We start from the raw sequence: 26973 nt of genomic DNA on the forward strand, positions 1-26973 counted from the left end.
CATTTGGCAGCGAAATCGAAGACAATTCGGCGTGTTTGCCTAAATTAAATTCATGCTTTTCGCGAAGTATGCAGATCATGCCCTTGAATGGATACAATCCAGCGTCAAGGCAGCTCCACCATGTGATTATCGAAGCGCGGCCCCCCTGTCCGCCGCCAGACGATGGCGACTTGCCCCTCCGCAATCGCGATCAGGACCACCTCGCCATAGCCGCTCGTGGCGACAAAACGCCCGGGTTCACGCGTCGCCGCAAGGCCGCAGCCGTCGACCAGCGGCACCGCACCGAGATAACGCCCGTCGCGCCGCCACACCGCGACGCGGTTGCCGCGCGGCGTGGCGCAGGCGACATAGGCGCCAGAGCGGTCGAAAGCGACCGATCCGACATATCCGCGCAGCGCCATCAGTTCGGCCTCCGGCGCTTCGAAGGGTCGAAGAGCGCCGTCCTGCGCGACGAAGAACAACAAGGGTCGCGACACGCCGTCTTTCAGAAGGTCCTGCGCCGCAACCACGGTTCCGCCCCGGCCGTCTCGTGCCAGATGGCGCAGCGACAGACTGCCGAGGTCCGGCGGCAGGCCCCCTACCCCCCTTAAGGCTCCGGATTGGGGATCGATGAGGGAAATGGTGCTTCCCGTCTCTTCCGCGTCGCGCGCCTCAGGTGTGTTGGGTTCGATGCCGCCATTTGCCACCACGAGGGCAGCCCCCGAGCGCATCAAATCGTGGGGGCCGTCGCCACCCGTCGGCCATTCGGCGACGATCTGGAACCCCCCGGCGACGTCGCGCGCAGCGACGATCCCGCGGCCCATCGTCCGCACCGGACCCTCGCTCGGCCGCTCGATCTCATTGGTGAGAAACAGCGCGCCGTCCGCCGTGAACCGCCCGTGCCCGGAAAAGACCCGCCCCGCGGCCGGCCCGAAGGCGGCGACCTGACCGCCTTCATCGCGGTCGAACACCAAGGCGATCCGCCCCGGCCGACGGCCGACCGCAACGGCAAGCGGCCCGCGCGGGCTCGCCTCGATGCCATGCAGGCGGACCGGCGAGGGAACGCGCGGCGCAGCATCGAAGCCCTCGCTCAATGCGAAGGCACCGAAGCCGTCTCCCTCGGCAACCGTGGTGAGCCAGCCCTCGTCCATCGCATGGGCGCGAGCGTGCAGCCGTTCGTTCGCCGCCGCGAGCGATCCACGCGGAAGAAGCAGCGCAGCGCCGGCACCGGCGAGGAGGCTGCGGCGGCTGAGGCGCACGGTCATGGCCCTCTGCCTCAATCGCCGTCGAGAGCGTTGAAGCCGAGCGAAATGCCGAAATAAGACGCGATCGGCCGATAGACGGTCAGTTGCGCCGCCTTTAAGACCTTGACCGCCGCCTGGATTTTCGCCGCGCCGTCGGAAGTCTGAGCCGCCGCCCCGAGGTCTGCGGGAAACTCCGCAGCGGCCTTGTCCGCAGCAGCGGCCGCCTTGTTCACCACCCATTGCGGCCGGCTCGGCATCTGCTTCGCCACCTCCTGGAGCAACGCGTCGGCACTGGTGATCATCACAGTCACCACGCGGCCCGAGCGGCCGGACCGCCAGCCCTCCGCGAGCAACGGGCGCGGATCGCCGGAGTTCAGAACCGGGAGAATGCGGGTATCGGTGACGCGCTGATAGGCGCCGGAGAGGTCGGTCAGGATCATGCCCGGCACGGCCCCGACATCGGGAAACAAGGCGGGATCACCCTTCCCGGAGACAATCGCGCCGAGCGCGCCGCTCGATCCATCGCCCCAGGCGTCCCGCACATCCTTGGCGATGGCGGCGAGATTGACGGCGATGGCGCGACCATAGAGGCAGCGTCGGGCAGCCTCCGGACCCGCCGCAAGGGCAGCAGCGGCGCCGTCCTCGTAGAGCAGGCGTTCCATCGCCGGCAGGCCCTGAACGGCCGCGCTGGAGCGGGCGAAACGGTCCGCCTCGAAGCGCGCCGTGTCGGGATCGGCGAGGATTTCGGCCATCGCACGCTGAATGGCGTTGCGTCGGTCCGGAAAGAAATTGAAGCGGTCGGGCCGTAGCGCGAGGCTCACGGGCCCCATGGTCACGAATTCGACCGCGCTCCACGCATCGGCGGTCGTTTTGAATGCCTCTTGCAGCGCCGGGACACCTGCGGCGGACGGTGCCGGGCAATAGCCGGCCCATGCCTGCGCCTGCGCAGCGGTCGCCGCGACCAGCGCGTCGTAACGCGGCAGCAGCCAGGCCTTGATGATCGCCGCGCTGTCGAACGCCGGCGCCGCCCGGGCGGGCACGGAGAGGCCGAGAACGACAAACGCGATCACCACGAGACGGGCAGACATCATATTCATCGCAAGGCTCCAGCCCCCGGACCCGACACAGGTATCAGCTCGGCGCAGGCGCGCGCCGCGCGCCCTACAGCTTCGAAACATACGCCAGAAGTCTCTGCCGATCGCGCGCAGACAGCCGCGCGAACCGCTGCGCGGACCCTTCGGCCTGGCCGCCATGCCACGCGATCGCCGCGGCGACCGAGTTCGCCCGTCCATCATGGAGGAGGCCGGTGCCGCGCGCGAGCGCATCGGCGAGGCCGGCAAGGGGTGCGGTGCGCCATTCCGATTCCGCTGCCCCAGGCTCCGACAAGGCGTCAGCAAGGCCGGGACCCAGATCGTGAAGGAGGAGGTCCGTAAAGAGCCGCGCCTTCCCGCCGCCCTCCAGAGGGAGTTCGGGCCGGTGACATTGGGCGCAGCCGGTCGCGGCGAACAGGCGCGCCCCCTGCGCATCGCGCGGCGTCGGAGGAAGGGGCAGCGCGGCGACATAAGCGACGACGCGCGAGAGCAGAGCCGGCGGGATCTCGACGTCCCCCTCCGTTTCGCGCCCGTGGGGGGCCGCGCGGCACGCGGTCTGGACCGCCGCGCAATCGCCCCACGGCTCGGGATGCAGCCGGGTCGACATGCCGATATCGAGAAAGAAGGCCTCGGCCGATTGGGACTTCAGATCCGGCTGGGACGCCTTCCAGCCATAGCGGCCGACGACGCTGCGTCCGTCGGCAAGGAGGATCCGCCGGACGCGGCCGCGCACGGCCGCCTCCTGGCCTGCGGCGATCTCGACCAAAGCCTGTTCCGGCACCCTGTCGATCAGGCCCCGGCCCCGAAGATCGGGTGCGGCGCGCAGCGAGAGGCCTGTCGCGGGATCGAGAGGGCCATAGGCGAGCCTGGTCGGCGCCGGCGCACGGGCACGGCGACCGTCCGGCAACACCGTATCTATGGCGCCCAGAACCCCCTCGGGGACGAGACCCGGCACCGCATCGAGTTGCAGGCGGCGACCATAGACCGGGTCCGGCGTCCCATCCGGCCGCGCAAGGACCAGCACGGCGCCGCGCCCCTGCATCGTCCCGTCCGGTGCGAAAGCCAATGGTGCCCGCCCGCCGCGTGGGTGGCAGGCCGCGCAGGATCGGGCGTCGAACAGCGGCCCCAGCCCGTCATCGCCCCGCGTCGAAGCCGGCGCCGGGATCCAGGCCCGGTCGAACAGCGCCGCGCCGATCTCGATGTCGAGCCGGTCCAAGCCCCCCGCCCCCGCCGCCCCCCCGAGCAGCAGCACGGCGCCGGCGAGGGTGCAGACGAGACGCCGCCTCATGTGACGCGGAACCAGCCCATCAGGCCAGTGTCCATGTGTTCAAGAATATGACAGTGGAACACCCAGTTGCCGCTCGTCGCCTTGAACGCGAACTGGACGCTCTCGTTCGGCTCGACGATCACGGTGTCCGCCAGATATTGCGGCATCCCCGCTTTCTTCGACGAGGACAGAACCCGGAACACGTGGCCGTGCAGGTGCATGGGATGTACGTGCTTGGTGACGTTTGTGCAGGCGACCACATAAGTGGTGCCGGCGGTGAGCTTTTCGAGCGGAGGCGGTAGACGCAGCGCGTCCTGCGTCGACCAACTGTCGCGGCTGATCGCCCAATGGGTCTTGCTGCCGACACACAGCGAATCCACCAGCGCCTTGGAAAGCGGATCGTCCGCCGGCAGAGCGGGACTGACGATGGTCGGACCGGCCGAGACCTGGAGCAGATATTCCATCTTCTTCGGGCGGGCGAGATCGGGCTGCGGCGCGGTCGAGGCCGGCAGGGATTTCGGCTTGAACGCGGTCTTCTTCAGCCCTTTGTCCACGGCGACCAGGGTGGTCAGAAGATAAGGTTGGCCGGAGCGATAATCCTGGATCTTAACCTCGGTCCCCGGCGCGCCGACCCGGACCTGGAGGTCGGCGCGCATGGCGGGGCCCATGCGCCAGACGCCGTCCGGCAGCTTGTCGAGGAGAACGGGCGGTAACAGCGCCTGACCGTCGACCGCGATCAAGGCGGCATCCTCGGTCTCACACCCGAGGTCGATGACCCGCGTCGCGTCCGCAACGATGGTGCGCACCCGCACGTCACCATAGGCCGGGACTTCGACGCGCGGCGGGACGATGCTGCCATTGGTCGCCCGGACCGTGCCGAACGTGCCTGCGGTGGCCGCGCCCTCGTCGGTGCTCATGGCGATCCACTGGCCGTCATCGCCGAGCCGCCAATCCTTGACCGCGATGAAGCATTCGGCGTCGAACGCGACCTTGCGCTCCTCCGGGCTGTCGATCACCAGCAGGGCGAACAAGCCGCGCCCGACCTGCCCGGTTTCGTCGCAATGCGGATGGAAGAAATAAAAGCCGGAATCCGGCAGCGGCACGTTGTAGCTGAACCGGCCGCCCGGCGGGATCACCTCCTGCGTGAGCGGCGCCACCCCGTCGGACAGATACGGCACGCGGATGCCGTGCCAATGCACCGTGGTCGGATCGGGCAGCCTGTTTTCGAAATCCACCGCGAGCCGCGTCCCGCGGTTGAAGCGGAACACCTTGAAAGGTTCGCCGTCATAGGCGCAGAAATGCCGGGTGGCCGGCCGATCGGGCCCCAGCAGCCGCCAGTCGATCTCCTTCGCCACCAGCGGAAGGCGCGTGACGGGAGCGGAAGCCGGCAAGGTGTCGATGGAGGCCGGCACCTGCCCGATGGCCGAGGGGGCCAAAGCGAGGACGCCTGCGGCGGTGCTCCCCAGGGAAAAGGCGCGACGCGAGATCATTGCCCGCCCTCGGACCGAGCCGGCGGACGCGCCGCCGGCATGTTGCAGACGAGCGAACGGCGGCGCGGGTGCATCCCCGCCGCCCTCATTTCTTCTTCGCAGCGTCGGGATTGTCCAAGCTGTCGGACCCCTCGACCTTGATCTGGATCTTCAGCGCCGCGACTCCGCGCTCGATGGCATGAGCCTGGGCCACCAGGGCGTCCACGCCGTCCTGGATCATCTTGTTGCCCTTCTCGTTCCCCTCGGCGAGCATCATGTCGTAATACATGTCGCCGCTGTCGGCGCTGTCCTTGATCACCTTCAGGGCCGCGAGCGCGGCAGCCATTTTGGCGTCGATCTCGTCGGCGATCTTGGGATCGGTGGCGCGCACCAGATCGGCGACCGAGGGGCCGCTCATCGTGGTCCCGTCGATCTTGGTGAAACGGCCGTAATAGACATCCTGGATGCCGACCTCGTCGTAATAATGCGAGTTGTGGGTGTTGTCGGAGAAGCAGTCGTGCTCCTCCTCGGGATCGTGCAGCAGGAGACCGAGCTTCATGCGCTCGCCGGCGAGTTCGCCATAAGAGAGCGAGCCGATCCCGGTGAAGATGACGGCCAGCGCGGGCTTGTCCTTTTTCTTCAGGAGCGCCACGCGGGCCTTGCCCTTCGGCCCCCAATCGTCGGCCATTTCCTTCAGGTCCGCGACGAGGGTGTCGGTGGCGACCCGCAGATAATCGCCGCGGCGGGCGCAATTGCCGTGGGTGCAGCCGGCGCCGCGATCGTAATCGGTCCACGGCCGCTCGCCCATGCCGCGCTCGGTGCCATGAAGATCCTTGCCCCAGAGCAGGAACTCGATCGCATGCCAGCCGCTCGCGACATTGGCTTCCACGCCGGCGGCGGAATTGAGCTGATGCAGCAGAGCGGGGGTGATCTTGGTCAGATCGATCGTCTTCTTGCCGATCCGCAACGATTTCGAGGCGATGATGTTGGCGGTGTAGAGCGGGTTCTCGTCGGACGAGGTGCCGTAGGTCTTGGTGTCGACATAGTCGATAAGGCCCTCATCGAGCGGCCAGGCGTTCACGTTGCCTTCCCAATCGTCGACCACCGGATTTCCGAACCGGAAGGCCTCGGTGATCTGATAGGGGTCGCGCGCCTTGCGCCAAGCCGCCTGGGCGGCCTTGTGGGTCTCGGCGCTGGGTGCGGCGAGGAAGGCGGAGATCGCGGTCTGCATCTCCTTCGCGGCGAGATAGGAATTCGTGTACATCGCCTGCGCCATGTCGGCGTAGTGCACGATGACCGCGCGTGGCTTCGGCGCAGCGGCCTGACTTGACGGCGCCGCAGCAGCGGGTTTTGCCGTTGGCGCGCCGCCGGACTGGGCGACGGCGGGCGCGGCCAATCCGAAGGCGATGGCGAAGACGGCGGCGGCGATAGGCGCGCGCATGGTTCAACTCCCGAAAGTAAGGTCCCCGGCAATGGCCGGCGGGCGCGCACGGCGCGCGGAGATGCCGTGCAATCCCCCGCACGAAGCATCCTCCGGTACCCTAGCCGCTGCGTGGGCACAGCGACAAGATTGCTGGAAAATAATGGAATTGTTCTATCTTAGGCGCCGCAATTACACGCGACGTCTGAAAGCATAGGGGCATTTTGCCTACCGGACGAGTGGGCGGCAGATCGGCGGGAAGTCTGCGACCGTCAGCCGCGCCATGATAAACCGTGCGGCGACAAGATGATGGTTCGAGACGCGGGCTGAGCTCGGCGTCATTCGACGCGTTCCTCCTCGCGGACATTCCCTAACGTAGCGTTGTTTCGAATAGCTCCAATGGAATGTCCATTCCAGTGACAGGTTGAAGATCCGGGTGTACCAGCAGGTGAACAAGCTTTCGTAGGTTCAGGTTCGAAAAGCTCTTGTTGTCGTGTGGGGGACGGCCGGCGGGGGCCGAACGTCGAGGTGCGCCCGCCGCGGCCTCGGCACAGCCCGGGGAGCCCAATGCTCGCAGCCTTGATCATCGTTTTCCGTGAAGTGCTTGAAGCCGGACTGATCGTCGGCGTGATGCTCGCCGCGTCAGAAGGCATCAAGGGCCGAGGCCTGGTCATTTGGACCGGCATCGCCGGCGGCATCGTCGGCTCGGGCGTCATCGCCCTGTTTGCGGAACAGATCTCCAATTTGTTCGACGGCTCGGGCCAGGAATTGCTCAACGCCGCCATTCTCGCCGTGGCGGTGATCATGCTGGTCTGGACGGTCGTCTGGATGGCCAGCCACGGCAAAGAAATGGTCCTGGAGATGAAGGCCGTCGGACGGGACGTGAAGGAAGGCCGTAAGCCCCTCGCGGCGCTCGGCATCGTCGTCGGCATGGCGGTCCTGCGCGAAGGCGTCGAGATCGTGCTGTTCATGTACGGCATCGCAGTGAGCGGCGAATCCGCGCTGAACGTCGCGATCGGCTTCGCCCTCGGCGTGCTTGCCGGCGCTGCCGTGTCCTTCGTGCTCTATCGGGGGCTGGTGGCGATCCCGGTCAAACACCTGTTCAAGACCACGACAATCCTCATCACCCTGCTGGCAGCAGGGCTTGCCGCGCAATCGGTGGGCATTCTTCAGGATGCCGGCTTCATCCAGTCGCTGTCCGACCCCGTGTGGAACACGAACTGGCTGCTCGCCGACGACAGCGCGGTGGGACGCGTTCTGCGCACGCTGATCGGGTATCGCGCCGAACCGACGGGCATGCAGGTTCTGGCCTATGCCGCAACCATCCTGGTCATCGTCGCGCTCTCGCGGATCGTCAATGGACGGATCGAGAAAGCGAAGCGCGCGGCGATGACGGCACGAACCGCTTGAGGGACGGGATTTTCCCGCACCCTTGATCAGCACGCCCTTGGACAGCGGTCCGCGCCTGCATGCGGGCCGCAAGGTGACGCCGATCCTCTGTGTCAGCCCGGAAGCACCACCACCTTCGCGCCGTCCGGAACCCGGCCGTAGAGGTCGATGACATCCTGGTTCATCATGCGGATGCAGCCGGAGGAAACCGCCTCTCCGATCGACCATGGCTCGTTGGTGCCATGGATGCGGTAGAGCGTGTCCTTGCCGTTCTTGAACAGATAAAGCGCCCGCGCCCCCAGCGGGTTGCTCTCGCCCCCCTGCATGCCGCCCGACCATTTCCCGTATTTGTCCGGCTCCCGCGCGATCATGTCCCGGGTCGGGGTCCAGCGCGGCCACGCGCGCTTGTAGGCCACCTCCGCCGTACCGGAAAATTCCAAGCCCTCCCGCCCGACGCCGACGCCGTACCGCAACGCTTTGCCGTTCTCCTGCACCAGATAGAGGGAGCGGTTCTTGGGATCGACCACGACCGTGCCAGGGGGTTGGCCGGTGGGATTGTCGACCAGGGTCCGCCTGTTGCGCAGGTCGAGATCGTCGGCGACAACGCCGGGGATGTGAAACCCACCATCGTCAAGAGCGGCATAGAGGGGCGCGAACGCCGCGATTTGCGGATCCGGAAGCGCAGCGGATGGAGCAATGTTCGGCTGCGATACGCAGGCAGCGAGCCCCAGCGACAGGGCGATGAACGACCATGCGCGACCACGCCGCGTCAGGCGACGGACGAAGGAAGAAGACAAAGCAGGCATCTGCCGCTCACTCCGCCGCCTGGCGACGCCGCGCTTCGGCGAAGGCCTCCTTGAAGGTGGCATAATCCAGGGTGGAAGTTCGGAAAGGTCCGACCAGATAGGTCGGCGTGCCTTGAAGCCCGAGCGAGTCCGCCTGTGCGAGATTGCGCCTGAGCAGCGCGCTGATATCGTCGGCATGGGCCTTCAAATCGGCATCGAGCCGCGCGAGATCGACGCCGGACGCCTGCACGGCCTTCAGCATCTGCGCCTTTCCGACGCCGCGACCGGGAACCGCCATCAAGGCCCGATGCACTTTTTCGTAAGCGCCCTGGTAGTTGGCGGCAATCGCGAGCTGTGCCCCGAACACCGAGGCTTCCGTCAAAATCGGCCAGTCCTTGTAGACGAGGCGGACCTTGCCATCCTCGCGCACGGCGCGCGCGAGGTCGGGCGCCGCCTTCTTGCAGAAGGGACAATTGTAGTCGAGGAAGGCGACGACCGTGAGATCGCCCTTCGGATTGCCCCCCGTGGGCGCCGCGGGATCGCGCAGAATGGCCTCCACATCGACGCTTTGGGCGCCGGCGGGCGCTGGGCCGAGGGTTGCGAGGCCGGAGGCGGCGACGCCCGAAGCGAGCATGATGAATTGCCGTCGCTGCATGAAGACACTCCTGTGGCGAGGGAGAATGGGATGGAGGCGGGGGCGCGCTAAGCTCCGGCGGCGTCCAGCCGTCGGGCGATGTCCTCCGCCGACACCGCACCGATCATGCGCGTGCCCGGGATCTCGCGGCCTTGCGCGTCGAGCAGGAACATCGTGGGCGGCCCGACGACGTCGAACCGTTCCATGAGCGCGCGCGTCGCCGTGTCGTACGTGGTCACGTCCGCCGTGACCTGTGCGAGGCCGGCAAGACGCGGTTGGAGCGCGGGCGAGGCCATCACCGCCGCATTGGCCTTGCAGACGGAGCACCAGTCTGCGGTGAAATCGACCAGGATCGGCCCCGCGCCCGAGGCCCGCGCGACCGCCGCGTCGAAGGAGACGGAATCCGCCACGTGACGGCCCGACGACCGGAGGTCCGAAGCCACCGCGGCGGCGGAGGGGAAAGCCAGCGGCCGCAAGGGATCCTCTGCGCCGCCGGCAGCGCCCACGATCAGCGTCGCGCCGTAGAGCGCCGCCGCCATCCCGCCGCCTCTCACCAGTCGCGCTGCAGCTCCGCTGGTCTCGGTCAGCCTGTCGAACCCACCGAAATAGACGCTGGCGGAAATCAAGAGCACTCCGAGCAAAGCCAGCGTGAGGGGAGGCGGCAGCAGCCGGCCGGCGAGCAGGATGGCGACGGCGAGGAAAATTACGCCGAAGGCCTGTTTCACACGGACCAGCCACAAGCCGGCCTTCGGCAGGAGCGACGGGCCGAACACACCCACGAGAATCAAGGGCAGTCCCATGCCGAGCCCGAGCATGAACAGCGCGGCGGCGCCGGCAGCGGCGTCCCCGGTGGAAGCCGCATAAAGCATCGCGCCGGCGAGCGGCGGCGTCACGCAAGGCCCGACGATCAGGGCCGAGCCGAATCCCAGAAGCGCCGCCCCGCCGAGCGAGCCGCCTTTTCCCCGCCCCGCAAGCCGGCCCGCGAGGCGCGGTGGAAGTGCGAGCTCGAACAGGCCGAACATCGACAGAGCAAGCGCGATGAACACGGCAGCCGTCAGACCCAGCGCAAGGGGCGTCTGGAGCGCCGCCTGCAGGTTCGCGCCCGACCACCCCGCCACGGCGCCGACCAAGCCGTAGGCGCTGGCCATAGCCAAGACATAGACCACAGTCAGAGCGAGGCTGCGCCGCCGCGTCAGCGTATCTCCCGAACGGGCGAGAATGCCTGCAAGGATTGGGATCATCGGGAAGATGCAGGGTGTGAGCGCCAACAGCAGCCCGAAGCCGAGAAAGGCCACCAACGCCCATCCGAGACCGGCGCCGAACAGAGCGGCCGTCTCCGGAGGGGGCGTCGGCGCACCGGTGTTCGCCGGCGACCCAGCCGCGGCGAATGCATGCCTGTTCGCCCGCTCGGGCTGGCGATCGCTTTGCTCCAGCCTATCCGCAGCCGGCGGCGGCGATACGGTTTGCACGGCGAGGGTCGAGAGATCGATCCGCCCCAATTGCGGGGGATAGCAGATCCCCGCCTCAGAACAGCCCTGGAACGCGATTTCGAGCCGGCCATCGCCCCCCGGATCCCGGACCCGCGCCATGAGATCGCGCTGATAAATCTCGACATGACCGAATGTCGGGTCGTCCTTCGGCGCGCCGGCCGGAAGCGTGAGCGCGACGGGCTGGCCATTCCTGGTCGCGTGGAGGCTATGGCGATAGAGATACGTGCCGGGCCGGATCGCCCATCGGACTTGAAGGTCTCCCGACGCGCCACGTGCGACGGACAAGGCGAAGGGCTGCCGCGTCTCCGCACCCTTGCGGAGCGATTCGAAATACGACCCCGGTTCGGCGGCGAGGGCGCCGGCCATCGAGAGGCAGGCCAGCATCGCAAGCGGCGCCGACAGCCTGAGCATCAGATATCTCCACCCCGTCAATGCGCCGCTCCTTAATTATCGCGGTGCACCGGTCGTCTCCGCAGCTTAAGCCAGCCTTAAGCTCGCCACGGATGCTGGCGAGACAGGATGCGGCGAGGATGAACTCATCGTGATGCGGATTCTTCTGGTCGAGGACGATCCCGTACTGGCGGACGGCGTACGGGCCGGACTCACTTTGGCCGGTCTGACGGTCGATGCGGTATCGACCTGCGCCGACGCCCAAGCGGCGTTGGCCTCCGCAACCTTCGACGCCCTCGTCCTCGATTTGATGCTGCCGGACGGATCGGGGCTCGACGTTTTGGCCGGCATGCGGGCCGCCGCCGACCGCACGCCGGTCCTCTTGCTCACCGCGCTCGACGACGCCCCGGACAGGGTGCGCGGCCTCGATGCCGGCGCGGACGACTATCTCGGCAAGCCCTTCGATCTCGACGAGCTTGCGGCCCGGCTGCGCGCGCTGGTTCGACGCGGCGGGGGCCGCGCCACTCCCCTTCTGCGCTACGGAGCGGTCGAACTCGACCCGGCATTGCGCGCCGTCCGGCTCGAAGGGCAGCCCGTGACGCTGTCACGTCGCGAATTCGCCGTTCTGGCGATGCTCATGGAGCGGCCGGGCGTCGTTCGCGCCAAGGCCGAAATCGAAGACCGGCTTTATGGCTGGCAGGAAGAGGTGGAGAGCAACACCGTCGAGGTTCACATTCACAATTTGCGCACCAAGCTCCGCCGGGATGCCATCGAAACCGTGCGGGGCCTCGGCTATCGCATGCGGATCGTGCCGTGACATCTCTGCGCCGACGCTTGTTCGTCATCCTGATCGCCGCCACCGGGCTCATCTGGGTCTGCGCCGCAGCCTGGATCACCATTGGCAGCCGCAGCGAGCTCGAGCGCGTGCTCGATACCCGGCTCCAGGAAGCGGCGCGCATGGTGCATTCCCTGGTGGCGACGCGGGGCGAGGACGCCGGGTCGAATGCGGCGGTTGGAACGATCTCCCCTGGCTTGCCGGGCGATTACGAGCGCCAGCTGTCGTGTCAGATCTGGTCCTTGAGCGGACGCCTCATCGCCCAATCGAGCGGCGCGCCCGATGGTGCGATGGGAGGCGAGCGCGACGGCTTCTCGGATCGGAAGGTCGATGGCGAAGTCTGGCGCGTCTACACCATCGTCGATCCCGAGAAGGGCGTTCGCGTCGTGGTGGGCGATCGGATCGGACTCCGGGACAAGCTGGTGCGCGATCTGGCGACGGGGCTCGCCGCGCCAGCTCTGCTGGCCATGCCCATTCTGGGCCTGCTGATCTGGATCAGCCTCGGCCAAGGTCTGAGGCCGCTGCGGCGCGTGGCGGAGGAAATTGCCCGCCGTGAAGGCGAGGACATGCGTCCGGTGCCACCGGGCGGTGCCCCCGTTGAAATCCGACCTCTGATCGGAGCGCTCAACGGCTTGTTCGCAAAAGTGGAAACGGCCCGCCGGCACGAGCGCGACGTCACGGCCTTCGCTGCGCACGAGCTCCGCACGCCGCTCGCCGGGCTGAAGACCCAGGCACAGGTCGCGCTGATGGCTGAGGACGCGACGATCCGGGAGAATGCCCTCCGCCAGATTCTCGTATCGGTCGATCGTACCGGTCGCCTCGTCCGCCAATTGCTCGCTCTCGCGCGCCTGGAGCCGGGCGCCGGCGGCCCCGTCGCCGCCATCTCGCTCGGGGCGGCGGTGCGCGATGTGGTCGCGACAGTCCCGCGGCCGGACGCCGTCGACGTGCGCGTCGCCCCAGGTCTGGACGCGGTATCGAAGACACTGGACCGAGACGCCCTCGCTTCGCTGCTTCGGAACCTGCACGAGAACGCGCTCGCCCATTCCCCCGCGGGAGGGACCGTGACGTGGACATTGGACCCGACGGGGCGCAGCCTTCGCGTCGAGGATGACGGCCCCGGCATTCCCGCCGACGAACTGGACCTGGTGCGTCAGCGATTCTATCGCGGCCGGCAAAGTCGCGCCATCGGAGCGCCTGGGGGAACCGGACTTGGCCTCACCATTGCGGACATGGCCGCTCGGCGGATCGGCGCGCGCCTTTCGCTCCGGAATCGCAGCGATGGGTCAGGGCTGGTTGCACAAATCGATTTCGGCTGATCGCCTTCTCCGACGTCCTGTGGGCCTGACCGCAGGCCAGGATGGAGCACAGGGATCCCGTAAAGGACATGCCGGCGGTTGGAGTCCGCTATGGCGATGGGAGCGCGCGTCGCCGGCTCTGTGCTGAACGGCCAGAACCGCCCGGATACCCTGAGCCGGGCGACATAATAACCGGGCACTCGATGGGACTTCGAGTCGGGGGGGCCACAATTCCCCCTCTGGGGAGTCGAGGATGATCGCCCGCGCATGCGCGCCGGTCAGCGCGCCACCGGCGGCAAGGCCGACCGCGCGATCGATTCGAGGGTCGCGCGATCCACCGGCACGCGCGAGAGCACGCGAATCGAGACGATGGCGGAGAGCAACCGCCGGGAGAGATCCTGGCAATTCGCGCCGGGATCCAGCGACCCGTCCCGCTGCGCCCGTTCGAGCGTCCGCCGCAGGCCGCCCTCGACCTCATCGAGCGCCGCGCGGATATCCGCCCCCAACGCCGCGTCGAGCGGGGCGACCTCGATGGCGGAATTGATCAGCAGGCAGCCGCGCGGATCGGCAACGGACGCGGCGACGAGATCGCCGAAGAAAGCGTGAAGCGCGGCGAGCGGCTCCGCGGCCGCGTCCAGCGAAGCCACGCGGCGCCGCGACGAAAGATCGAGATAGCGCTGGAGCGCGCTGGAATACAGCCCCCGCTTGTCGCCGAAGGCATGATAAAGGCTCGCGCCGCCAATCTCCATCCGATGGGCGAGGTCACGCACCGATGTCGCGCCATAGCCGCTCTGCCAGAAGCAGGCGATGGCGGCATCGAGGGCCTCCTCCTCGTCGAATTCGCGGCGTCGTCCCATTGGCCTCCCCGAAACGTGACCTTGACCTACCCCGCGTCCCATTGTCTTTCTAGAGCGATTGCTCAAAAAAATGAGCACGGGAGTTCAAGGAGAATATCATGGATCGTCCCTTCGCCGTGACGTGGGCCATGCTCGGCGCTCTGGCGGCCTTTCTGACGCTGGCGCCGGTGGGGCGCGCCCATGCGGCGGAGGTCCGGCCCTACGATGCGGCCAGCTTCAAGGGGGCGCAGGCGTCGGGGGCGCCGATTCTGGTGGAAGTTACGGCGCCCTGGTGCCCGACCTGCCGGGCGCAGAAACCGATCCTCGCCGCGCTCGCCGCCCAGCCCGAGAACACATCCCTCTTCATCTTCGCGGTGGATTTCGACACCCAGAAGGCAGTCGTGCGCGAGTTGGGGGCCCAGAGCCAGAGCACGCTCGTGGCGTTTCAGGGAAAGACGGAAACCGGCCGCTCGGTCGGCGACACCAATCCAGCCTCGATCGCCGCCTTGGTGAGGTCGGCCGTCGGCAAGTAGGACGAGCCGCGTGGCGCCGGGCGACGCACTTCTCGGTTTTCTTGCCGGTCTTCTCTCCACGTTGTCCCCGTGTGTGCTGCCGCTCCTGCCGCTCGTGCTCGGAGCGGCGGTCTCGCAGCACCGGCTCGGTCCCGTCGCGCTGGCTGGCGGGGTCGCGCTCTCTTTCGTCGTCATCGGCCTGTTCGTCGCCACGATCGGATTCGCCATCGGGCTCGATGCGGGCGTGTTCCGCCTGATCGCCGCAGCCCTGCTTTCCGCCCTGGGCATCGTCCTGCTTGTCCCGCAGTTTCACGCCCGGCTCGCAACCGCCGCCGGGCCGGTGGCGGCCTGGGCGGACCGGCGCTTCGGGGGATTCTCGGCGACCGGCCTCGCGGGACAGTTCGCTTTGGGTCTTCTTCTCGGCGCGGTCTGGACCCCGTGCGTGGGGCCGACACTCGGCGCTGCTTCCGTGCTCGCGGCACAGGGCCGCGACCTCGGTGCGGTGGCGGTGATCATGCTCGCCTTCGGCCTCGGGGCGGCAGCGCCGCTCCTGCTTCTCGGCCTCGTCTCCCGCGACGTACTTCTGGGCTCGCGCGACCGGCTCGCGCGGGCCGCGCGGGGCGGAAGACTGGTCCTCGGCACCCTGCTGCTCGCGGTCGGGCTCCTCATCCTCACCGGCCTCGACAAACGGATCGAGGCCGGCCTCGTGGATCTTTCGCCCGCGTGGCTGACCCGGCTCACGACCCGGTTCTAAGACCCGATCCGATCGGCTTGCGACGCAATCTGATCGGTGCGTGTCCAGCCGGCCCATAGGACGTGGCGAGCCGTCATGGGCCGTGTCCCGAAGGCGTGCACTCTTGCGGCGCCCCCACTTTGGCAGCCACCGCGCCGCATTTCGTCGATATTCGCGGCGCCTCGACTTCGCGGCCAAGGCCAATTATCCAGCGCTGGGCAAAATCATGACCGGACGCGAGCGCCCCGGAATGCGGTGCCGGCCGGGGCGGCCCACACAGGAGGCGAAGATGGATCTCGACGGACGCACGGCCATCGTCACCGGCGGCGCGCAGGGAATTGGCCTCGCCTGCGTGGACGCGCTGATCGCAGCCGGGGCGCGCGTCGCCCTCCTCGATCGCAATCGCGCAGGTGCCGAGGCCGCCGCCCACGACCGCGGCGCGCATGTGGTTCCGCTCGTGTGCGACGTGTCGGATCCCGCCCAGGTGACGGCGGCGGTACAAGCGGCGGAGACAGCCTTGGGCCCGGTCTCGATCCTCGTCAACAATGCCGGAATGACGCTTTCAGGTGACGTGCTGTCCCTCGACTATGCGGCGTTTCAAGCGGTTCTCGCGGTAAATCTCGGCGGCACCTTCCTGATGACGCAGGCGGTGGCGCGCCGCATGGTGGCACTGGAGATCCCCGGCAGCATCGTCAACCTCTCCTCGGTCAATGCCGTGCTCGCGATTCCCGGAATCACCGCCTATTGCGCGTCGAAAGGCGGCGTGGGCCAGCTCACCAAAGCGAGCGCCCTTGCTTTGGCGCCTCACCGCATCCGGGTGAATGCGGTCGGGCCGGGATCGATCATGACGGACATGATGCGCGGTGTCGCAAGCGACGAGACGGCGATGCGCCGGGTGCTGTCCCGCACCCCGCTCGGCCGAATCGGCGAACCGCGCGAGGTCGCAGACGTGGTCGTCTTCCTCGCCAGCGACAAAGCGAGCTACATAACGGGGGAGACGATTTTCATCGATGGCGGCCGGAGCGGCTTGAACTATACGGTATAAGCATCGGGCTCGGTGGAGTGGCCGATATGACCCATAGATCACATATCCTCGTGCTGTCGCTCATAGGGACTCTTTGGGCAACGGCGGCACAGGCGCAGGCCCTGCCCTGCCCTTCGCGCCTGAAGACCGTCGCGGCAAAGGCGGCAGACACCGGCCAGATCTCGGACTTTTCCCTGGTCGTCGGCGGCGAGACCTCCTCGCAGACCTGGCTCCAGGACATCGCCCTGTTTCGCAGCGGCGAGACAACGCCCTTGAAAGGGACGGAGAAGGGAAAGCGGCGGATCGACTGGACGTTCGCCGCGCCGACCGATGTCACCGTCGCATGCGTCTATGAAGCTGGCGTCGTGCTCACGCGCGCTGTGTCCAAGGTGAAGGGCTGCTCCGCCGCGATCGAGCGGAGCAAAGACGGCGGCGAGGGCTGGGGCATGGGCACGGCATCCTTCACGTGCCGCTGACCGCCGCCGTGAAGCGCCGTCCGACCCGCTTATGGGGAGATGAAACATGAGATGCACGCGCCTCTGCGCTATCGCCGCCCTGCTGCTCCTTGCGGGCCCCTCGGCATTCGCTCAACCGCAGGGTGCGCAGGGCTTCGACGTGGCGTGCCCACCGACCCTTGACCTGACCTATCAAGGCGTCGCGCAGCTGTCGTTCGAGGGAAAGGAATTCGATATGTCCGGCTGGACCCCGGGCTTCGCTCCAGCCTCGGCCCGCCTCATCGAAGCCGATGTGACACCTCCGGCCGACGCCAAGGGCGAACGCATGAGCGGGATGGCGGACAATGCCGAAACCGCCAAGCCGGGTCAGCCCCTGATCTATACGATCTGGCAAAAGGGCAAGGCGGAACCGGACTATGCAGCCGTCGTGACCTGCGGCTATGAAGGCGGCCTTGCGCTTCAAAAGGCGATCCCGCGGGCGGTGCACAGCTGCACGCTGCGGGCCGCGACACGCAAGGCGGCGGCCACCGACCCCAGCACCCGCCGTTTCTACACCAGCGCCGTCTTCAGCTGCCGGTAAGCCGCGCATTCGGAGGCGTGCATGCGCCGCCTCCCCGAGTCGCGCGCGGGCGGCGAATTAGAATTTGTAATTGACACCGAGCCGGGCGGTCGAGGCGCTTACCCCGGCATCCGCACCGATATTGTCATAGGTTTTCGAGCCGAGATCCGTGTAGAGATATTCGGCGCGCGCGGTCCAGTTGTTGGTGAGCGCGTATTCGATGCCGGCGCCCGCGGTCCATCCGACATGGGTGTTGGACGACGACAGGCCGAAATCCGTGATCGTGTTGCGGCCATATGCGAGACCGCCGGTCACATAAGGCAGCACGCGATCGAATGCATAGCCGAGCCGGGCGCGCACGGTACCGAAATAATCCAGTTTGCTGGACACGCCGGTCGCACCGCCCGTGACGTCGCCGCCCTGGATGTCCGCCTCGACGCCGACCAGCACATTGTTCACGAACTGGTAATTATATCCGACCTGACCGCCGACGAGCCATCCATCCGGCTCGAGCCCGTAGAGATCGGCGGCATCCTTGCCGGTCCCCCACGCATAACCGGCATTGCCGCCGATATAGAATCCGGTCCAGGAGAAAACGGGCGAAGCCGTCCCGACTGGCGCATTCATCGCCGCCGGAGCGCGGCCGAGGTCCGCCGCCAATGCGGGACCCGCTGCCAAGGCCCCGAGGGCGACCCCCGCGAGAAGAACCGATTTCATCAACGCACCTCACCTTAGTCCAGCGGGAACGTTGCCGCGCCAGACCGGCAAGCCGATGACCCGGAAGCGGCGAAGTGATGGCGACGGCAAGGTCTCTCCGTGATCCGCCAACGTCCCGCCGAAGGAGATGTTCCGCGACGTGAGGGCAAAGAAAAACCCCGGGCTTTCGCCCGGGGTCTACCTCAGGTCCGGAAAGGACGGCGATCAGAACTTGTAGTTCACACCGACCTTGAGGACGCTCATGTCGTTGTCCGTCTCGATCGAGCCGAGCGTGGACGGGATCGTGTAGGTCTTGCCGATCAGGTCGACATAGAGATACTCGAGCTTGGCGGTGATGTTGTTCGTGAAGGCGTACTCGACGCCCGCACCGATCGTCCAGCCCCAGGTGGTCTGGGAGAGGCTCACGCCACCGATATTGCCGTAGTCGGACGTTCCCCAGGCCGCGCCGCCGGTGATGTACGGCAGGACGCGATCGAAGGCATAGCCGGCGCGGGCACGGATCGTGCCGAACACGTCCAGGCTGCCCGCAACCGAGCCGACCGCCGGGGCGATCAGGACGCTGGTGGAGCCGAGGTCGGTCCATTCCACGTCCGCCTCGACGCCGAGCACGACGTTGTTGGCGAACTGCCAGTTGTAGCCGGCCTGCAGACCGCCGAGGAACCCGTTGCCGCTACCGACGTTGATAGAGGTCGCCGGAATGCCGTAGCTGGGCGAGTACAGAACGTCGTTGTTCAGCCAGCCCCAGCCGATGTTGCCGCCGATATAGAAGCCGGTCCAGGAGAAGACCGGAACCACCACCGGCGCCTTGACCGGATACCGGGTGGCGAGGTCGGCCGCAGAGGCGGCACCGCCGAGGAGGGCCAGGGCCGAAACCCCGGCGAGAGCGCGCTTCAACATTGATACACCCTTCATTTGGATACGAAACACGATGGAGCGGAACATACACCGCACCGGCTTGGTCGTCTGTCACCCGGCTGCAACACCCGTGGAAAGAAAACGCGGCAGGAATGTGGTTAACAGTCTATATCCGAACACAAATCCGTTCAAGACTGGTCACAAATCCTTTGCACGCCTGCCCTTCCGAGCCTAACCGGGCTTTAATAGACTAGAAACGATAGTTCACACCAGCTCTAAGAATGCTGCCGTCATAGCCGATTGAGGCAGGTCCAATCAAAGAACTGTAGGTGGAACTACCAAGATCAACGTAGAGATATTCCGCGCGCGCACTCCAGTTTCGGTCGAGAGCGAACTCCCCACCGAGCCCGAGAGTCCACCCGCCATGGCTCTGGCTGTTGCTCAGACCCGCCACTTCATACTCTCCGCCCGCATAGGCGAAGCCCAATGTGCCGTAAGCGAGGAACCGCTCGAAGGCGAAACCGAGCCGCGCGCGCACCGTGCCGAAATAATTCAGGCTGTACGCACCGTCGCTGATTCCGGCCCAGTCGAAGTCGGTTTCCACGCCGATCACGAAGGGTGATCCGGCGAATTGCCAATTGTAGCCCGCCTGCAGTCCGCCAAGGAAACCACCGGGCGAGAAGCGGTTGGCGCTGCCCCAGCCATAGCCGGCGTTCGCACCGATATAGAACCCGGTCCACGACATCGGCGCCGCCGCGGCCGGCGCGTAGCCGTAACCGTAATTCGTGTTCATGTCGGCGGCGGCAGCGGCCGGCAACGCGCAAGCGCCCAGCACCGCCAGACCCGCCACGAGACGGTCTCTCATCCTCCACTCCTCTCCGAACCCAGACGGCCGAGGCCGCGCGTCTGAGACAAAGTGCGGCCCAAATCGCAAAGGAATTCTGGCCGCTGACGCGCGGCGCCCGACAATGCGCAGCTATGGTGAACCGCCGGTGAGAAAGCATGGTGAATGGCCGGTGAAGGCGGCCGTCCCCGGCCTTCGACCGTCCGGCCCCTGGTCGACGGCGGTGCGACCCCCTACCTTGCGGCCATGATCGCCCGCCCCCCGGCTCCCCCGTCCGACGACCTTCCCGAGATCCCGCCCGCCCTCGACGAGGACGGCGGAAGCGAGGAGGCGTGTCTGCTGGTGGCGCCGGCCGACGAGGAGGCGGTCGCCGAGGGGTCCCTCGCCAATGGGCGGGCAGCCATCGCCCGCGCCGCCAAGCACGCGCCGACCGGACCCGGCGTCTACCGCATGATCGCCGCCGACGGGGCGGTGCTCTATGTCGGCAAGGCCAAGAGCATCAAGAAGCGGATCCTCAGCTATACCCGGCCGGTCGGGCATACCAACCGCATCGCGCGTATGATCGCCGCGACCTGCGAGATGGAGTTCGTGTCGACCCGCTCCGAGCCCGAAGCGCTGCTGCTCGAAGCGAATCTCATCAAGCAGCTCAAGCCCCGCTTCAACGTGCTGCTGCGGGACGACAAATCGTTCCCCTATATCCTCATCACCGCCGACCATGTCTCGCCGCAGATCGTGAAGCACCGCGGCGCCCGCAGCCGGCCGGGGGATTATTATGGGCCGTTTGCGAGCGTCTGGGCGGTCGACCGCACCATAAATGCGCTGCAGCGCGCCTTCCTTCTACGCTCGTGCACAGACAGCTATTACGAGAACCGCACCCGACCGTGCCTGTTGTTCCAGATCAAACGCTGCTCCGGCCCCTGCACCGGCGAGGTGAACCATTCCGATTATGCCGAATTGGTGCGCGAGGCGCGGGGCTTCCTCTCGGGGCGCTCGCGCACCGTCAAAGAGGAATTGGCGCGGGAGATGGAAACGGCGGCCGAGGCGCTGGAATTCGAGCGGGCGGCCCGCCTGCGCGACCGGCTCGCCGCGCTCTCTGCGGTGCAGGGCAGCCAGGGCATCAATCCCCGGTCGGTGGAGGAGGCGGACGTGTTCGCCTGTACCCAGCAGGGCGGCGCCACCTGCATCGAGGTGTTCTTTTTCCGGACCGGCCAGAATTGGGGCAACCGGGCTTATTATCCGCGCGCCGACCGCTCGCTGTCGGAAGCCGAGGTGCTCGGCGCCTTCCTGTCCCAGTTCTACGAGGACAAACCCTGTCCGCGCCTGGTCCTGCTCAGCCATGCGGTGGAGGAACAGGCCCTGATCGCCGAAGCGCTCTCGGAGCGTTCCGGCTACCGGGTCGAACTGACGGCGCCGCAGCGTGGCGAAAAGCGCGACCTCGTCGACCATGCGCTGCAGAATGCCCGTGAGGCGCTGGGCCGCCAACTCGCCGAAACCGCAACCCAGACGCGCCTGCTGGAGGGCCTCGCCCAGACCTTCGCTCTGCCGGCGCCGCCGCGCCGCATCGAGGTCTACGACAATTCCCACATCATGGGATCCAATGCCGTGGGCGGGATGGTGGTCGCCGGCCCGGAAGGCTTCCTGAAGAGCCAATATCGCAAATTCAACATCCGCTCCGCCGATCTCGCCCCCGGCGACGATTACGGCATGATGCGCGAAGTGCTGCGCCGCCGTTTCGCCCGGCTGCTGAAGGAGGCCCCGCGCGGCGAAGCCCCCCCCGCAGAAGAGGCGACGCCGTGGCCGGATCTGGTCCTGATCGATGGCGGTCAGGGCCAGCTCAACGCGGCCTTGGCGGTGGCGACGGAACTTGGGGTCACAGACGTCCCGATCGTGGGCATCGCCAAGGGACTCGATCGCGAGGCGGGCCGCGAACTGTTCCATCTGCCCGGCCGCCCTCCGTTTCGGCTGGAACCGCGGGACCCGGTGCTCTACTTCGTCCAGCGCCTGCGCGACGAGGCGCATCGCTTCGCCATCGGTTCGCACCGGGCGCGGCGACGCAAGGACATTACGGAAGCGGGACTGCAAGCGATTCCCGGCGTCGGTCCTGCGCGAAAGCGTGCGCTCCTGCGCCATTTCGGCACCTTGAAGGCGATCGAACGCGCTTCGCTCGCCGATCTCGAACAGGTCGATGGAATCAATGCCTCGACGGCGCAGGCGATCTACGGCTATTTCCACACCCACCCGCCTGCGTAAGCTCCGCCCGCAGCCGCCTCGACCCTGCCCGCTTCGCGGTGCATGCTGATCTCGTCCCAGCCGGCTGGCCCGGCGCACAACCGCATGACCGTCCGATATGGCAGAAGCCGCGACAAAATCCGCCTCCCAGCCCTCCGTCCGGAGCGGGCGCAGCCGTGCGTTCTCGCTTCCGAACATCCTGACCTATTCGCGCTGCGCGGCGGTTCCGCTGGTGGCGGCCTGCCTGTTCTGGGCGGATATTCTGCATGGCGGCGTATGGCTGCGCTGGGTGGCGTTCGGCCTGTTCATCGCCGCCGCCGTCACGGACTTTTTCGACGGCTATCTCGCCCGCGCCTGGTCGCAGCAATCCGCCATCGGCCGGATGCTCGATCCGATCGCCGACAAGCTCCTGGTCTCGACCAGTCTGCTGATGCTCGCCTCGGACGGCACGATCCGCGGTTGGTCGCTCTGGGCCGCCATCATCATCCTGTGCCGCGAGATCCTGGTCTCCGGCCTGCGCGAATTCCTTGCCGAACTTCGTGTCAGCGTTCCGGTCTCTCGGCTCGCCAAATGGAAGACGGCTCTGCAATTGGTGGCGGTGGGCTTCCTGCTTGCCGGACCGGCCGGCGACCGGCTCGTGCCCGGCGTCAGCCTGGCCGGGCTGACCCTTCTCTGGATCTCGGCGGTCCTGACACTTTACACCGGATACGATTATTTCCATGCCGGGGCGCGGCATCTGGTGGAGGACGACGAATGAGGGTCCTCTATTTCGCATGGCTGCGCGAGCGCATCGGGCGGGCGGAGGAAGAGATCGAGCCGCCTCCCGAGGTCGCGACGGTCGGTGACCTCGCGCATTGGCTCGCCGGCCGGGACGCCGCTTACGCGCACGCCTTCTCGGATCCCAAACTGGTCCGGGCGGCGCTCGACAAGCGCCACGTCAAGCCGGATGCACTTCTCGCGGGGGCGCGCGAAATCGCCTTCTTCCCGCCCATGACCGGTGGTTGAGCATGGATCGGCCTGCGCCGTTCGCCGTTCGTGTCCAAGCCGCGCCGTTCGACACCGCGGCCGAGATCGCGGCGCTCTCCGGCGACGGCGATGTCGGCGCCGTGGTCACGTTTTGCGGCCTTTGCCGGGCAGACCGGAGCACGGAAGGCGCGCCGCTCTCCGCTCTCATTCTCGAACATTATCCCGGCATGGCCGAAGCCGAGATGGATCGCCTGATCGACGATGCGCGGGGGCGCTGGCCCCTGACCGGTGCGCGCATCGTGCACCGGTTCGGACGCATCGTGCCCGGCGAACCCATCGTTCTCGTGGTCACCGCCTCCGCGCATCGCGCGGCGGCGTTTTCCGCCGCCGAGTTCCTCATGGATTGGCTGAAGACCAAGGCGCCCTTCTGGAAGAAGGAGGAGCGCGGCGCCGTCGGCGATTGGGTCGCTGCCAAGGTGGAGGACGATACCGCCGCAGCCCGGTGGACCGGCCGCTGATCTCAGCCGACCCCACGTCCGTTCAGACCGGAAGGTCTCATCTCAGCACATGCGTTTCAGCTTCGGGATCAAATCGGCAGCGCCTGCCACCCCAAGCTCTCCTCCCTTCAAATCCGAACCGCCGATGACGACGGCCGCGACACCGAACGCAGAGATGGGCGCCGCCGATCGGATGCATGCGAGGAAGAGAGCAGTCTTTCGATAGCCGCACAGCGCGCAGAAACGGTGCGCTACGCGGGCCAATCCGTTTCGGCCGAAGCGGGTTGTGGTGTAGGATGATTCGTCAATTCGCCGAGGGGGAACTCGCGATGTCGGCTATGAAGATCCACAGCATGAGCATCGATGTGGTCCAGGACAAGGCCGTCCTCTCCTTCGTCAAGCCCGGCGCCACGCCGAGCCTGTTGAAGCTCACCAACGTCCATGTCAGCTGTCCGCTCCCGAACGAGACCGGCGGCGATCTGCGCGACGCGACCCTCGCCCAGGCGCGCGCCGCGCTCCAGGAAGCGATCCGCCTCATCGACCTCGCCCCGGCTTAAGGCAGAAGGCGGCGCGCGGGATCCGGTCTCCCCGACGCCGTCTGGCGGTTTCTGCGCCGCGAGGCGGTTGCACGCGCTCCACGAGCGAGAGCGGTTTGCGCCGGTTAGGCGGCGAGCGCCGCCTCGATCGCAGCAAGGGCGGCTTCGGCCTTGGCGCCGTCCGGGCCACCCCCCTGCGCCATGTCGGCCCGACCGCCGCCGCCTTTGCCCCCGAGGACTTCAACGCCGGTGCGCACCAGTTTTTGCGCGTCGAACCGGCTGGTGAGATCCGCGGTCACCCCGACGACGAGGGCCCCTTTCCCGTCGGCCGAGGTGCTCGCCACCGCGACCACACCCGAGCCGATCTTGGCCTTGCCTTGATCGACGATCGCCTTCAGGTCCTTTGGATCCACCCCGCTGACGGCGATACGCAGATAGGAAATGCCGGCAACCTGGACCACCGCCGGGCCGCTCTCCTCGCCGCCGCCCATCGCCAGCTTGCGGCGCGCCTCGGACAGGTCGCGCTCGAGCTTGCGGCGCTCCTCCATCAAGGCGGCAACGCGGGCTTCCACGTCGCCCACCGAAACCCGAAGCGCGGCGGCGGCGCCCTGAAGGGCGGCGTTCGCAGCATTGAGGTGATGCCGGGCCTGGGAGGCGGTCAGGGCCTCGATGCGTCGGACGCCGGCCCCGACCGCACTTTCTCCGACCACGGAAACAAGTCCGATGTCACCGGTGCGCGCGACGTGGGTGCCGCCGCAAAGCTCGATCGAAAACGGCGCGCCGTTTCCGGCATCCGTGCCCATCGAGACGACCCGGACCTCCTCCCCGTATTTTTCTCCGAACAAGGCCCGGGCGCCGGAGGCGATGGCATCGTCGACCGCCATCAACCGGGTGTCGACCGGCTCATTCCGCAACACATAGCCGTTCGCGATCTCCTCGACCTCGGCCAATTCGTTGGCGGACAAAGGCTTGGGGTGGGAGAAATCGAAGCGCAGCCGGTCCGGGGCGACGAGCGAGCCTTTCTGGGCGACGTGATCGCCGAGCACCCGACGCAGCGCTTCATGCAGCAGATGGGTCGCGGAATGGTTCGCCCGAACCGCGGCGCGCCGCGCATGATCGACTTCGAGCGCGAGCGCGGTGCCGCGCGCCAAGACGCCGTCGGACACCTGCACCTCGTGAACGAACACGTCGCCGAGCTTCTTCTGGGTGCCGAGCACGGTCGCCCGCACATCCTCTCCGACCATCAGGCCGGTATCGCCGACCTGCCCGCCCGATTCACCGTAGAACGGCGTCTGGTTCAGAACCACCAGACCGGTCTCTCCGCTGCGCAGCGCGTCCACCTCGACACCATCGCGCACCAAAGCGCGAACAACGCCCTCGGCGCTCTCCGTGTCGTAGCCGAGAAACTCCGTCGCCCCCTCGCGCTCGCGAACCGCGAACCAAACCGTATCAGTGGCCGCCTCGCCCGAGCCCTGCCAAGCCGCGCGGGCATCGGCCTTCTGGCGGGCCATGGCCGCGTCGAAGGCGGCCGTGTCGACCTGAATTCCGCGTCCCCGGAGCGCATCCTCCGTCAAATCGAGCGGGAAACCATAAGTGTCGTAGAGCTTGAAGGCGACATCGCCGGGAAACCGGTCTCCGGCGGAGAGGTCTGCGCTTTCTTCCTCCAAGAGGCCGAGGCCGCGCTCGAGGGTGCGGCGAAACCGGCGCTCTTCCAGCAGCAGCGTCTCGGCGGCGAGCGTTTCCGCACGCACGATCTCGGGATAGGCCCGCCCCATTTCGCGCACCAGGATCGGCACCAGACGGTGCATCAGCGGATCGCGGGAACCGAGCAATTGGGCATGGCGCATCGCGCGCCGCATGATCCGCCGCAGGACATAGCCGCGCCCCTCGTTGGAAGGCAGCACCCCGTCCGCGGTGAGAAACACCGAAGCACGCAGATGATCCGCGATGACCCGGTGACTCGCCTTCTGCGGTCCGTCGGGCAACACGCCCGTCAGCTCGGCCACCTCGGCGATGATCGCCCGCATCAGATCGGTTTCGTAATTGTCGTGCGTTCCCTGGAGCAGGGCGGAGATGCGCTCGAGCCCCATGCCGGTATCGATCGAGGGCCGCGGCAGCGCGACGCGCTCCCCCCCCGGGAGTTGCTCGAACTGCATGAAGACGAGATTCCAGATCTCGATGAAGCGGTCACCATCGGCATCGGGAGAACCCGGGGGGCCGCCGGGAATGTGCGGACCGTGATCGTAGAAGATTTCCGAGCAGGGGCCGCACGGGCCGGTATCACCCATCGCCCAGAAATTGTCGGACGTGGCGATGCGGATAATGCGATCGTCGGGGAGGCCGGCAATCTTCTTCCACAGCGCATGCGCCTCGTCGTCCTCGGAATAGACGGTGACGATCAGCCGGTCCTTGGGCAGTTCGAACTCGCGCGTGACGAGGTTCCAGGCGAGCTCGATCGCGCGGTCCTTGAAATAGTCGCCGAAAGAGAAATTGCCGAGCATTTCGAAGAAGGTGTGATGCCGGGCCGTATAGCCGACATTGTCGAGGTCGTTGTGCTTGCCGCCCGCCCGCACACATTTCTGCGCCGTCACCGCGCGGACATAAGGCCGCTTCTCGACGCCGGTGAAGACGTTTTTGAACTGCACCATGCCGGCATTGGTGAACATCAGGGTCGGATCGTTGCGCGGCACAAGCGGCGAAGACGGTACCGCCGCGTGACCCTGCTTGACGAAATAGTCGAGGAAGGTCGACCGGATCTCGTTGACGCCGCTCATCTGTCGCTCACCATCACCGCTGGAGCGCGGGCGCACCCTTCGTCCCGCCGCCCCTCCCGGATGCCACGACCGGCACCGCAAAGGGGATCCGACCCTTTAGCGATGCCGTTTCCGCTTGTCCAGAAATCCGCTCGTCCGGAGGTGCCAC

General features: G+C 67.1%; 26 protein-coding genes. 13 read left to right on the forward strand and 13 right to left on the reverse strand.

Translation table 11 applies throughout. The features are described 5' to 3' along the window. Positions 1 to 104: 104 nt before the first annotated feature. The 5 genes from EDC64_RS00930 to EDC64_RS00950 form a co-directional block, all read right to left on the reverse strand. The gene (locus EDC64_RS00930; protein WP_132028707.1) at positions 105 to 1244 is read right to left on the reverse strand and encodes a DUF1513 domain-containing protein; all 1140 of its coding nucleotides are present in this window, start codon (positions 1242 to 1244) and stop codon (positions 105 to 107) included. An 11-nt stretch (positions 1245 to 1255) separates the two neighbouring features. Beyond that, the gene (locus tag EDC64_RS00935; protein WP_165933593.1) at positions 1256 to 2320 is read right to left on the reverse strand and encodes an imelysin family protein; all 1065 of its coding nucleotides are present in this window, start codon (positions 2318 to 2320) and stop codon (positions 1256 to 1258) included. 64 nt (positions 2321 to 2384) lie between these two features. Further along, positions 2385 to 3602, reverse strand: coding sequence for a di-heme oxidoredictase family protein (locus EDC64_RS00940; protein ID WP_132028713.1), 1218 nt, complete (start codon positions 3600 to 3602; stop codon positions 2385 to 2387). Beyond that, a complete protein-coding gene (locus EDC64_RS00945) occupies positions 3599 to 5071 on the reverse strand; it encodes a multicopper oxidase family protein (protein ID WP_132028716.1) in 1473 nt (490 codons plus the stop codon). Before EDC64_RS00945 ends, EDC64_RS00940 begins: the two co-directional genes overlap by 4 nt. Positions 5072 to 5156: 85 nt before the next feature. Then, positions 5157 to 6491 (reverse strand): imelysin family protein, encoded by a 1335-nt coding sequence (locus EDC64_RS00950; RefSeq protein ID WP_132028719.1) that lies wholly within the window; start codon positions 6489 to 6491, stop codon positions 5157 to 5159. Between the two features lie 546 nt (positions 6492 to 7037). Here EDC64_RS00950 and EDC64_RS00955 point away from each other — a divergent pair. Beyond that, positions 7038 to 7880 carry an FTR1 family iron permease gene (locus EDC64_RS00955; protein ID WP_132028722.1) on the forward strand — a complete coding sequence of 281 codons (843 nt, stop codon included), beginning with the start codon at positions 7038 to 7040 and terminating at the stop codon, positions 7878 to 7880. A gap of 92 nt (positions 7881 to 7972) precedes the next feature. Here EDC64_RS00955 and EDC64_RS00960 read toward each other — a convergent pair whose 3' ends face one another. The 3 genes from EDC64_RS00960 to dsbD are packed head-to-tail and all read right to left on the reverse strand — an operon-like array spanning position 7973 to position 11179. Then, the gene (locus EDC64_RS00960; RefSeq protein WP_132028725.1) at positions 7973 to 8665 is read right to left on the reverse strand and encodes a L,D-transpeptidase; all 693 of its coding nucleotides are present in this window, start codon (positions 8663 to 8665) and stop codon (positions 7973 to 7975) included. 7 nt (positions 8666 to 8672) lie between these two features. Next, the gene (locus EDC64_RS00965; protein ID WP_132028728.1) at positions 8673 to 9299 is read right to left on the reverse strand and encodes a DsbA family protein; all 627 of its coding nucleotides are present in this window, start codon (positions 9297 to 9299) and stop codon (positions 8673 to 8675) included. Positions 9300 to 9346: 47 nt separating this feature from the next. Beyond that, positions 9347 to 11179, reverse strand: a complete 1833-nt coding sequence (gene dsbD, locus EDC64_RS00970) for a protein-disulfide reductase DsbD (protein ID WP_132028731.1) — start codon at positions 11177 to 11179, stop codon at positions 9347 to 9349. 133 nt (positions 11180 to 11312) lie between these two features. On the opposite strand from dsbD, the gene EDC64_RS00975 reads away from it, so the two are divergent. Next, positions 11313 to 11975 (forward strand): response regulator, encoded by a 663-nt coding sequence (locus tag EDC64_RS00975; RefSeq protein WP_132029958.1) that lies wholly within the window; start codon positions 11313 to 11315, stop codon positions 11973 to 11975. Then, a complete protein-coding gene (locus tag EDC64_RS00980) occupies positions 11972 to 13309 on the forward strand; it encodes an ATP-binding protein (RefSeq protein WP_132028734.1) in 1338 nt (445 codons plus the stop codon). Before EDC64_RS00975 ends, EDC64_RS00980 begins: the two co-directional genes overlap by 4 nt. A gap of 257 nt (positions 13310 to 13566) precedes the next feature. On the opposite strand, the gene EDC64_RS00985 is transcribed toward EDC64_RS00980, so the two are convergent. Next, the gene (locus EDC64_RS00985; RefSeq protein WP_165933594.1) at positions 13567 to 14145 is read right to left on the reverse strand and encodes a TetR/AcrR family transcriptional regulator; all 579 of its coding nucleotides are present in this window, start codon (positions 14143 to 14145) and stop codon (positions 13567 to 13569) included. A gap of 98 nt (positions 14146 to 14243) precedes the next feature. Here EDC64_RS00985 and EDC64_RS00990 point away from each other — a divergent pair, with 98 nt between their 5' ends. The 5 genes from EDC64_RS00990 to EDC64_RS01010 all read left to right on the forward strand — a co-directional run bounded on the left by EDC64_RS00990 (position 14244) and on the right by EDC64_RS01010 (position 17428). Further along, positions 14244 to 14657 (forward strand): thioredoxin family protein, encoded by a 414-nt coding sequence (locus EDC64_RS00990; RefSeq protein ID WP_245504476.1) that lies wholly within the window; start codon positions 14244 to 14246, stop codon positions 14655 to 14657. 10 nt (positions 14658 to 14667) lie between these two features. Continuing rightward, complete coding sequence (locus tag EDC64_RS00995; protein WP_132028740.1) at positions 14668 to 15390, forward strand: cytochrome c biogenesis CcdA family protein; 723 nt, start codon at positions 14668 to 14670, stop codon at positions 15388 to 15390. 268 nt (positions 15391 to 15658) lie between these two features. Continuing rightward, entirely contained in the window at positions 15659 to 16414 is a 756-nt protein-coding gene (locus EDC64_RS01000; RefSeq protein ID WP_132028743.1) for an SDR family NAD(P)-dependent oxidoreductase, read from the forward strand. A gap of 26 nt (positions 16415 to 16440) precedes the next feature. Then, positions 16441 to 16869, forward strand: coding sequence for an STY0301 family protein (locus EDC64_RS01005; protein ID WP_132028746.1), 429 nt, complete (start codon positions 16441 to 16443; stop codon positions 16867 to 16869). Between the two features lie 46 nt (positions 16870 to 16915). Beyond that, a complete protein-coding gene (locus EDC64_RS01010) occupies positions 16916 to 17428 on the forward strand; it encodes a hypothetical protein (protein WP_132028750.1) in 513 nt (170 codons plus the stop codon). 57 nt (positions 17429 to 17485) lie between these two features. Here the strand turns inward: EDC64_RS01010 and EDC64_RS01015 are convergent, their stop codons facing one another. From EDC64_RS01015 to EDC64_RS01025, 3 genes are all read right to left on the reverse strand, one after another. Next, a complete protein-coding gene (locus tag EDC64_RS01015; protein ID WP_132028753.1) occupies positions 17486 to 18124 on the reverse strand; it encodes an outer membrane protein in 639 nt (212 codons plus the stop codon). Between the two features lie 204 nt (positions 18125 to 18328). Continuing rightward, positions 18329 to 19021, reverse strand: a complete 693-nt coding sequence (locus tag EDC64_RS01020; RefSeq protein ID WP_132028756.1) for an outer membrane protein — start codon at positions 19019 to 19021, stop codon at positions 18329 to 18331. Positions 19022 to 19229: 208 nt separating this feature from the next. Continuing rightward, positions 19230 to 19844 carry an outer membrane protein gene (locus EDC64_RS01025; protein WP_132028759.1) on the reverse strand — a complete coding sequence of 205 codons (615 nt, stop codon included), beginning with the start codon at positions 19842 to 19844 and terminating at the stop codon, positions 19230 to 19232. A gap of 144 nt (positions 19845 to 19988) precedes the next feature. Between EDC64_RS01025 and uvrC the strand changes: the two genes are divergently transcribed. The 5 genes from uvrC (at position 19989) to EDC64_RS01050 (ending at position 24072) form a co-directional block, all read left to right on the forward strand. Continuing rightward, positions 19989 to 22073 carry an excinuclease ABC subunit UvrC gene (gene uvrC / locus EDC64_RS01030; protein WP_245504477.1) on the forward strand — a complete coding sequence of 695 codons (2085 nt, stop codon included), beginning with the start codon at positions 19989 to 19991 and terminating at the stop codon, positions 22071 to 22073. 97 nt (positions 22074 to 22170) lie between these two features. Next, entirely contained in the window at positions 22171 to 22809 is a 639-nt protein-coding gene (gene pgsA, locus EDC64_RS01035) for a CDP-diacylglycerol--glycerol-3-phosphate 3-phosphatidyltransferase (RefSeq protein ID WP_132028762.1), read from the forward strand. After that, entirely contained in the window at positions 22806 to 23057 is a 252-nt protein-coding gene (gene moaD, locus EDC64_RS01040) for a molybdopterin converting factor subunit 1 (protein WP_132028765.1), read from the forward strand. Before pgsA ends, moaD begins: the two co-directional genes overlap by 4 nt. Before the next feature lie 2 nt (positions 23058 to 23059). Continuing rightward, a complete protein-coding gene (locus tag EDC64_RS01045; protein ID WP_132028768.1) occupies positions 23060 to 23536 on the forward strand; it encodes a molybdenum cofactor biosynthesis protein MoaE in 477 nt (158 codons plus the stop codon). A 332-nt stretch (positions 23537 to 23868) separates the two neighbouring features. Continuing rightward, positions 23869 to 24072, forward strand: coding sequence for a hypothetical protein (locus EDC64_RS01050; protein ID WP_132028770.1), 204 nt, complete (start codon positions 23869 to 23871; stop codon positions 24070 to 24072). A gap of 104 nt (positions 24073 to 24176) precedes the next feature. On the opposite strand, the gene alaS is transcribed toward EDC64_RS01050, so the two are convergent. Then, positions 24177 to 26825: an alanine--tRNA ligase gene (gene alaS, locus EDC64_RS01055; protein ID WP_132028773.1), complete on the reverse strand. Its 2649-nt coding sequence runs from the start codon at positions 26823 to 26825 to the stop codon at positions 24177 to 24179. Positions 26826 to 26973: the final 148 nt, after the last annotated feature.

The organism is Aquabacter spiritensis, from assembly GCF_004346185.1.
Lineage (GTDB): Bacteria > Pseudomonadota > Alphaproteobacteria > Rhizobiales > Xanthobacteraceae > Aquabacter > Aquabacter spiritensis.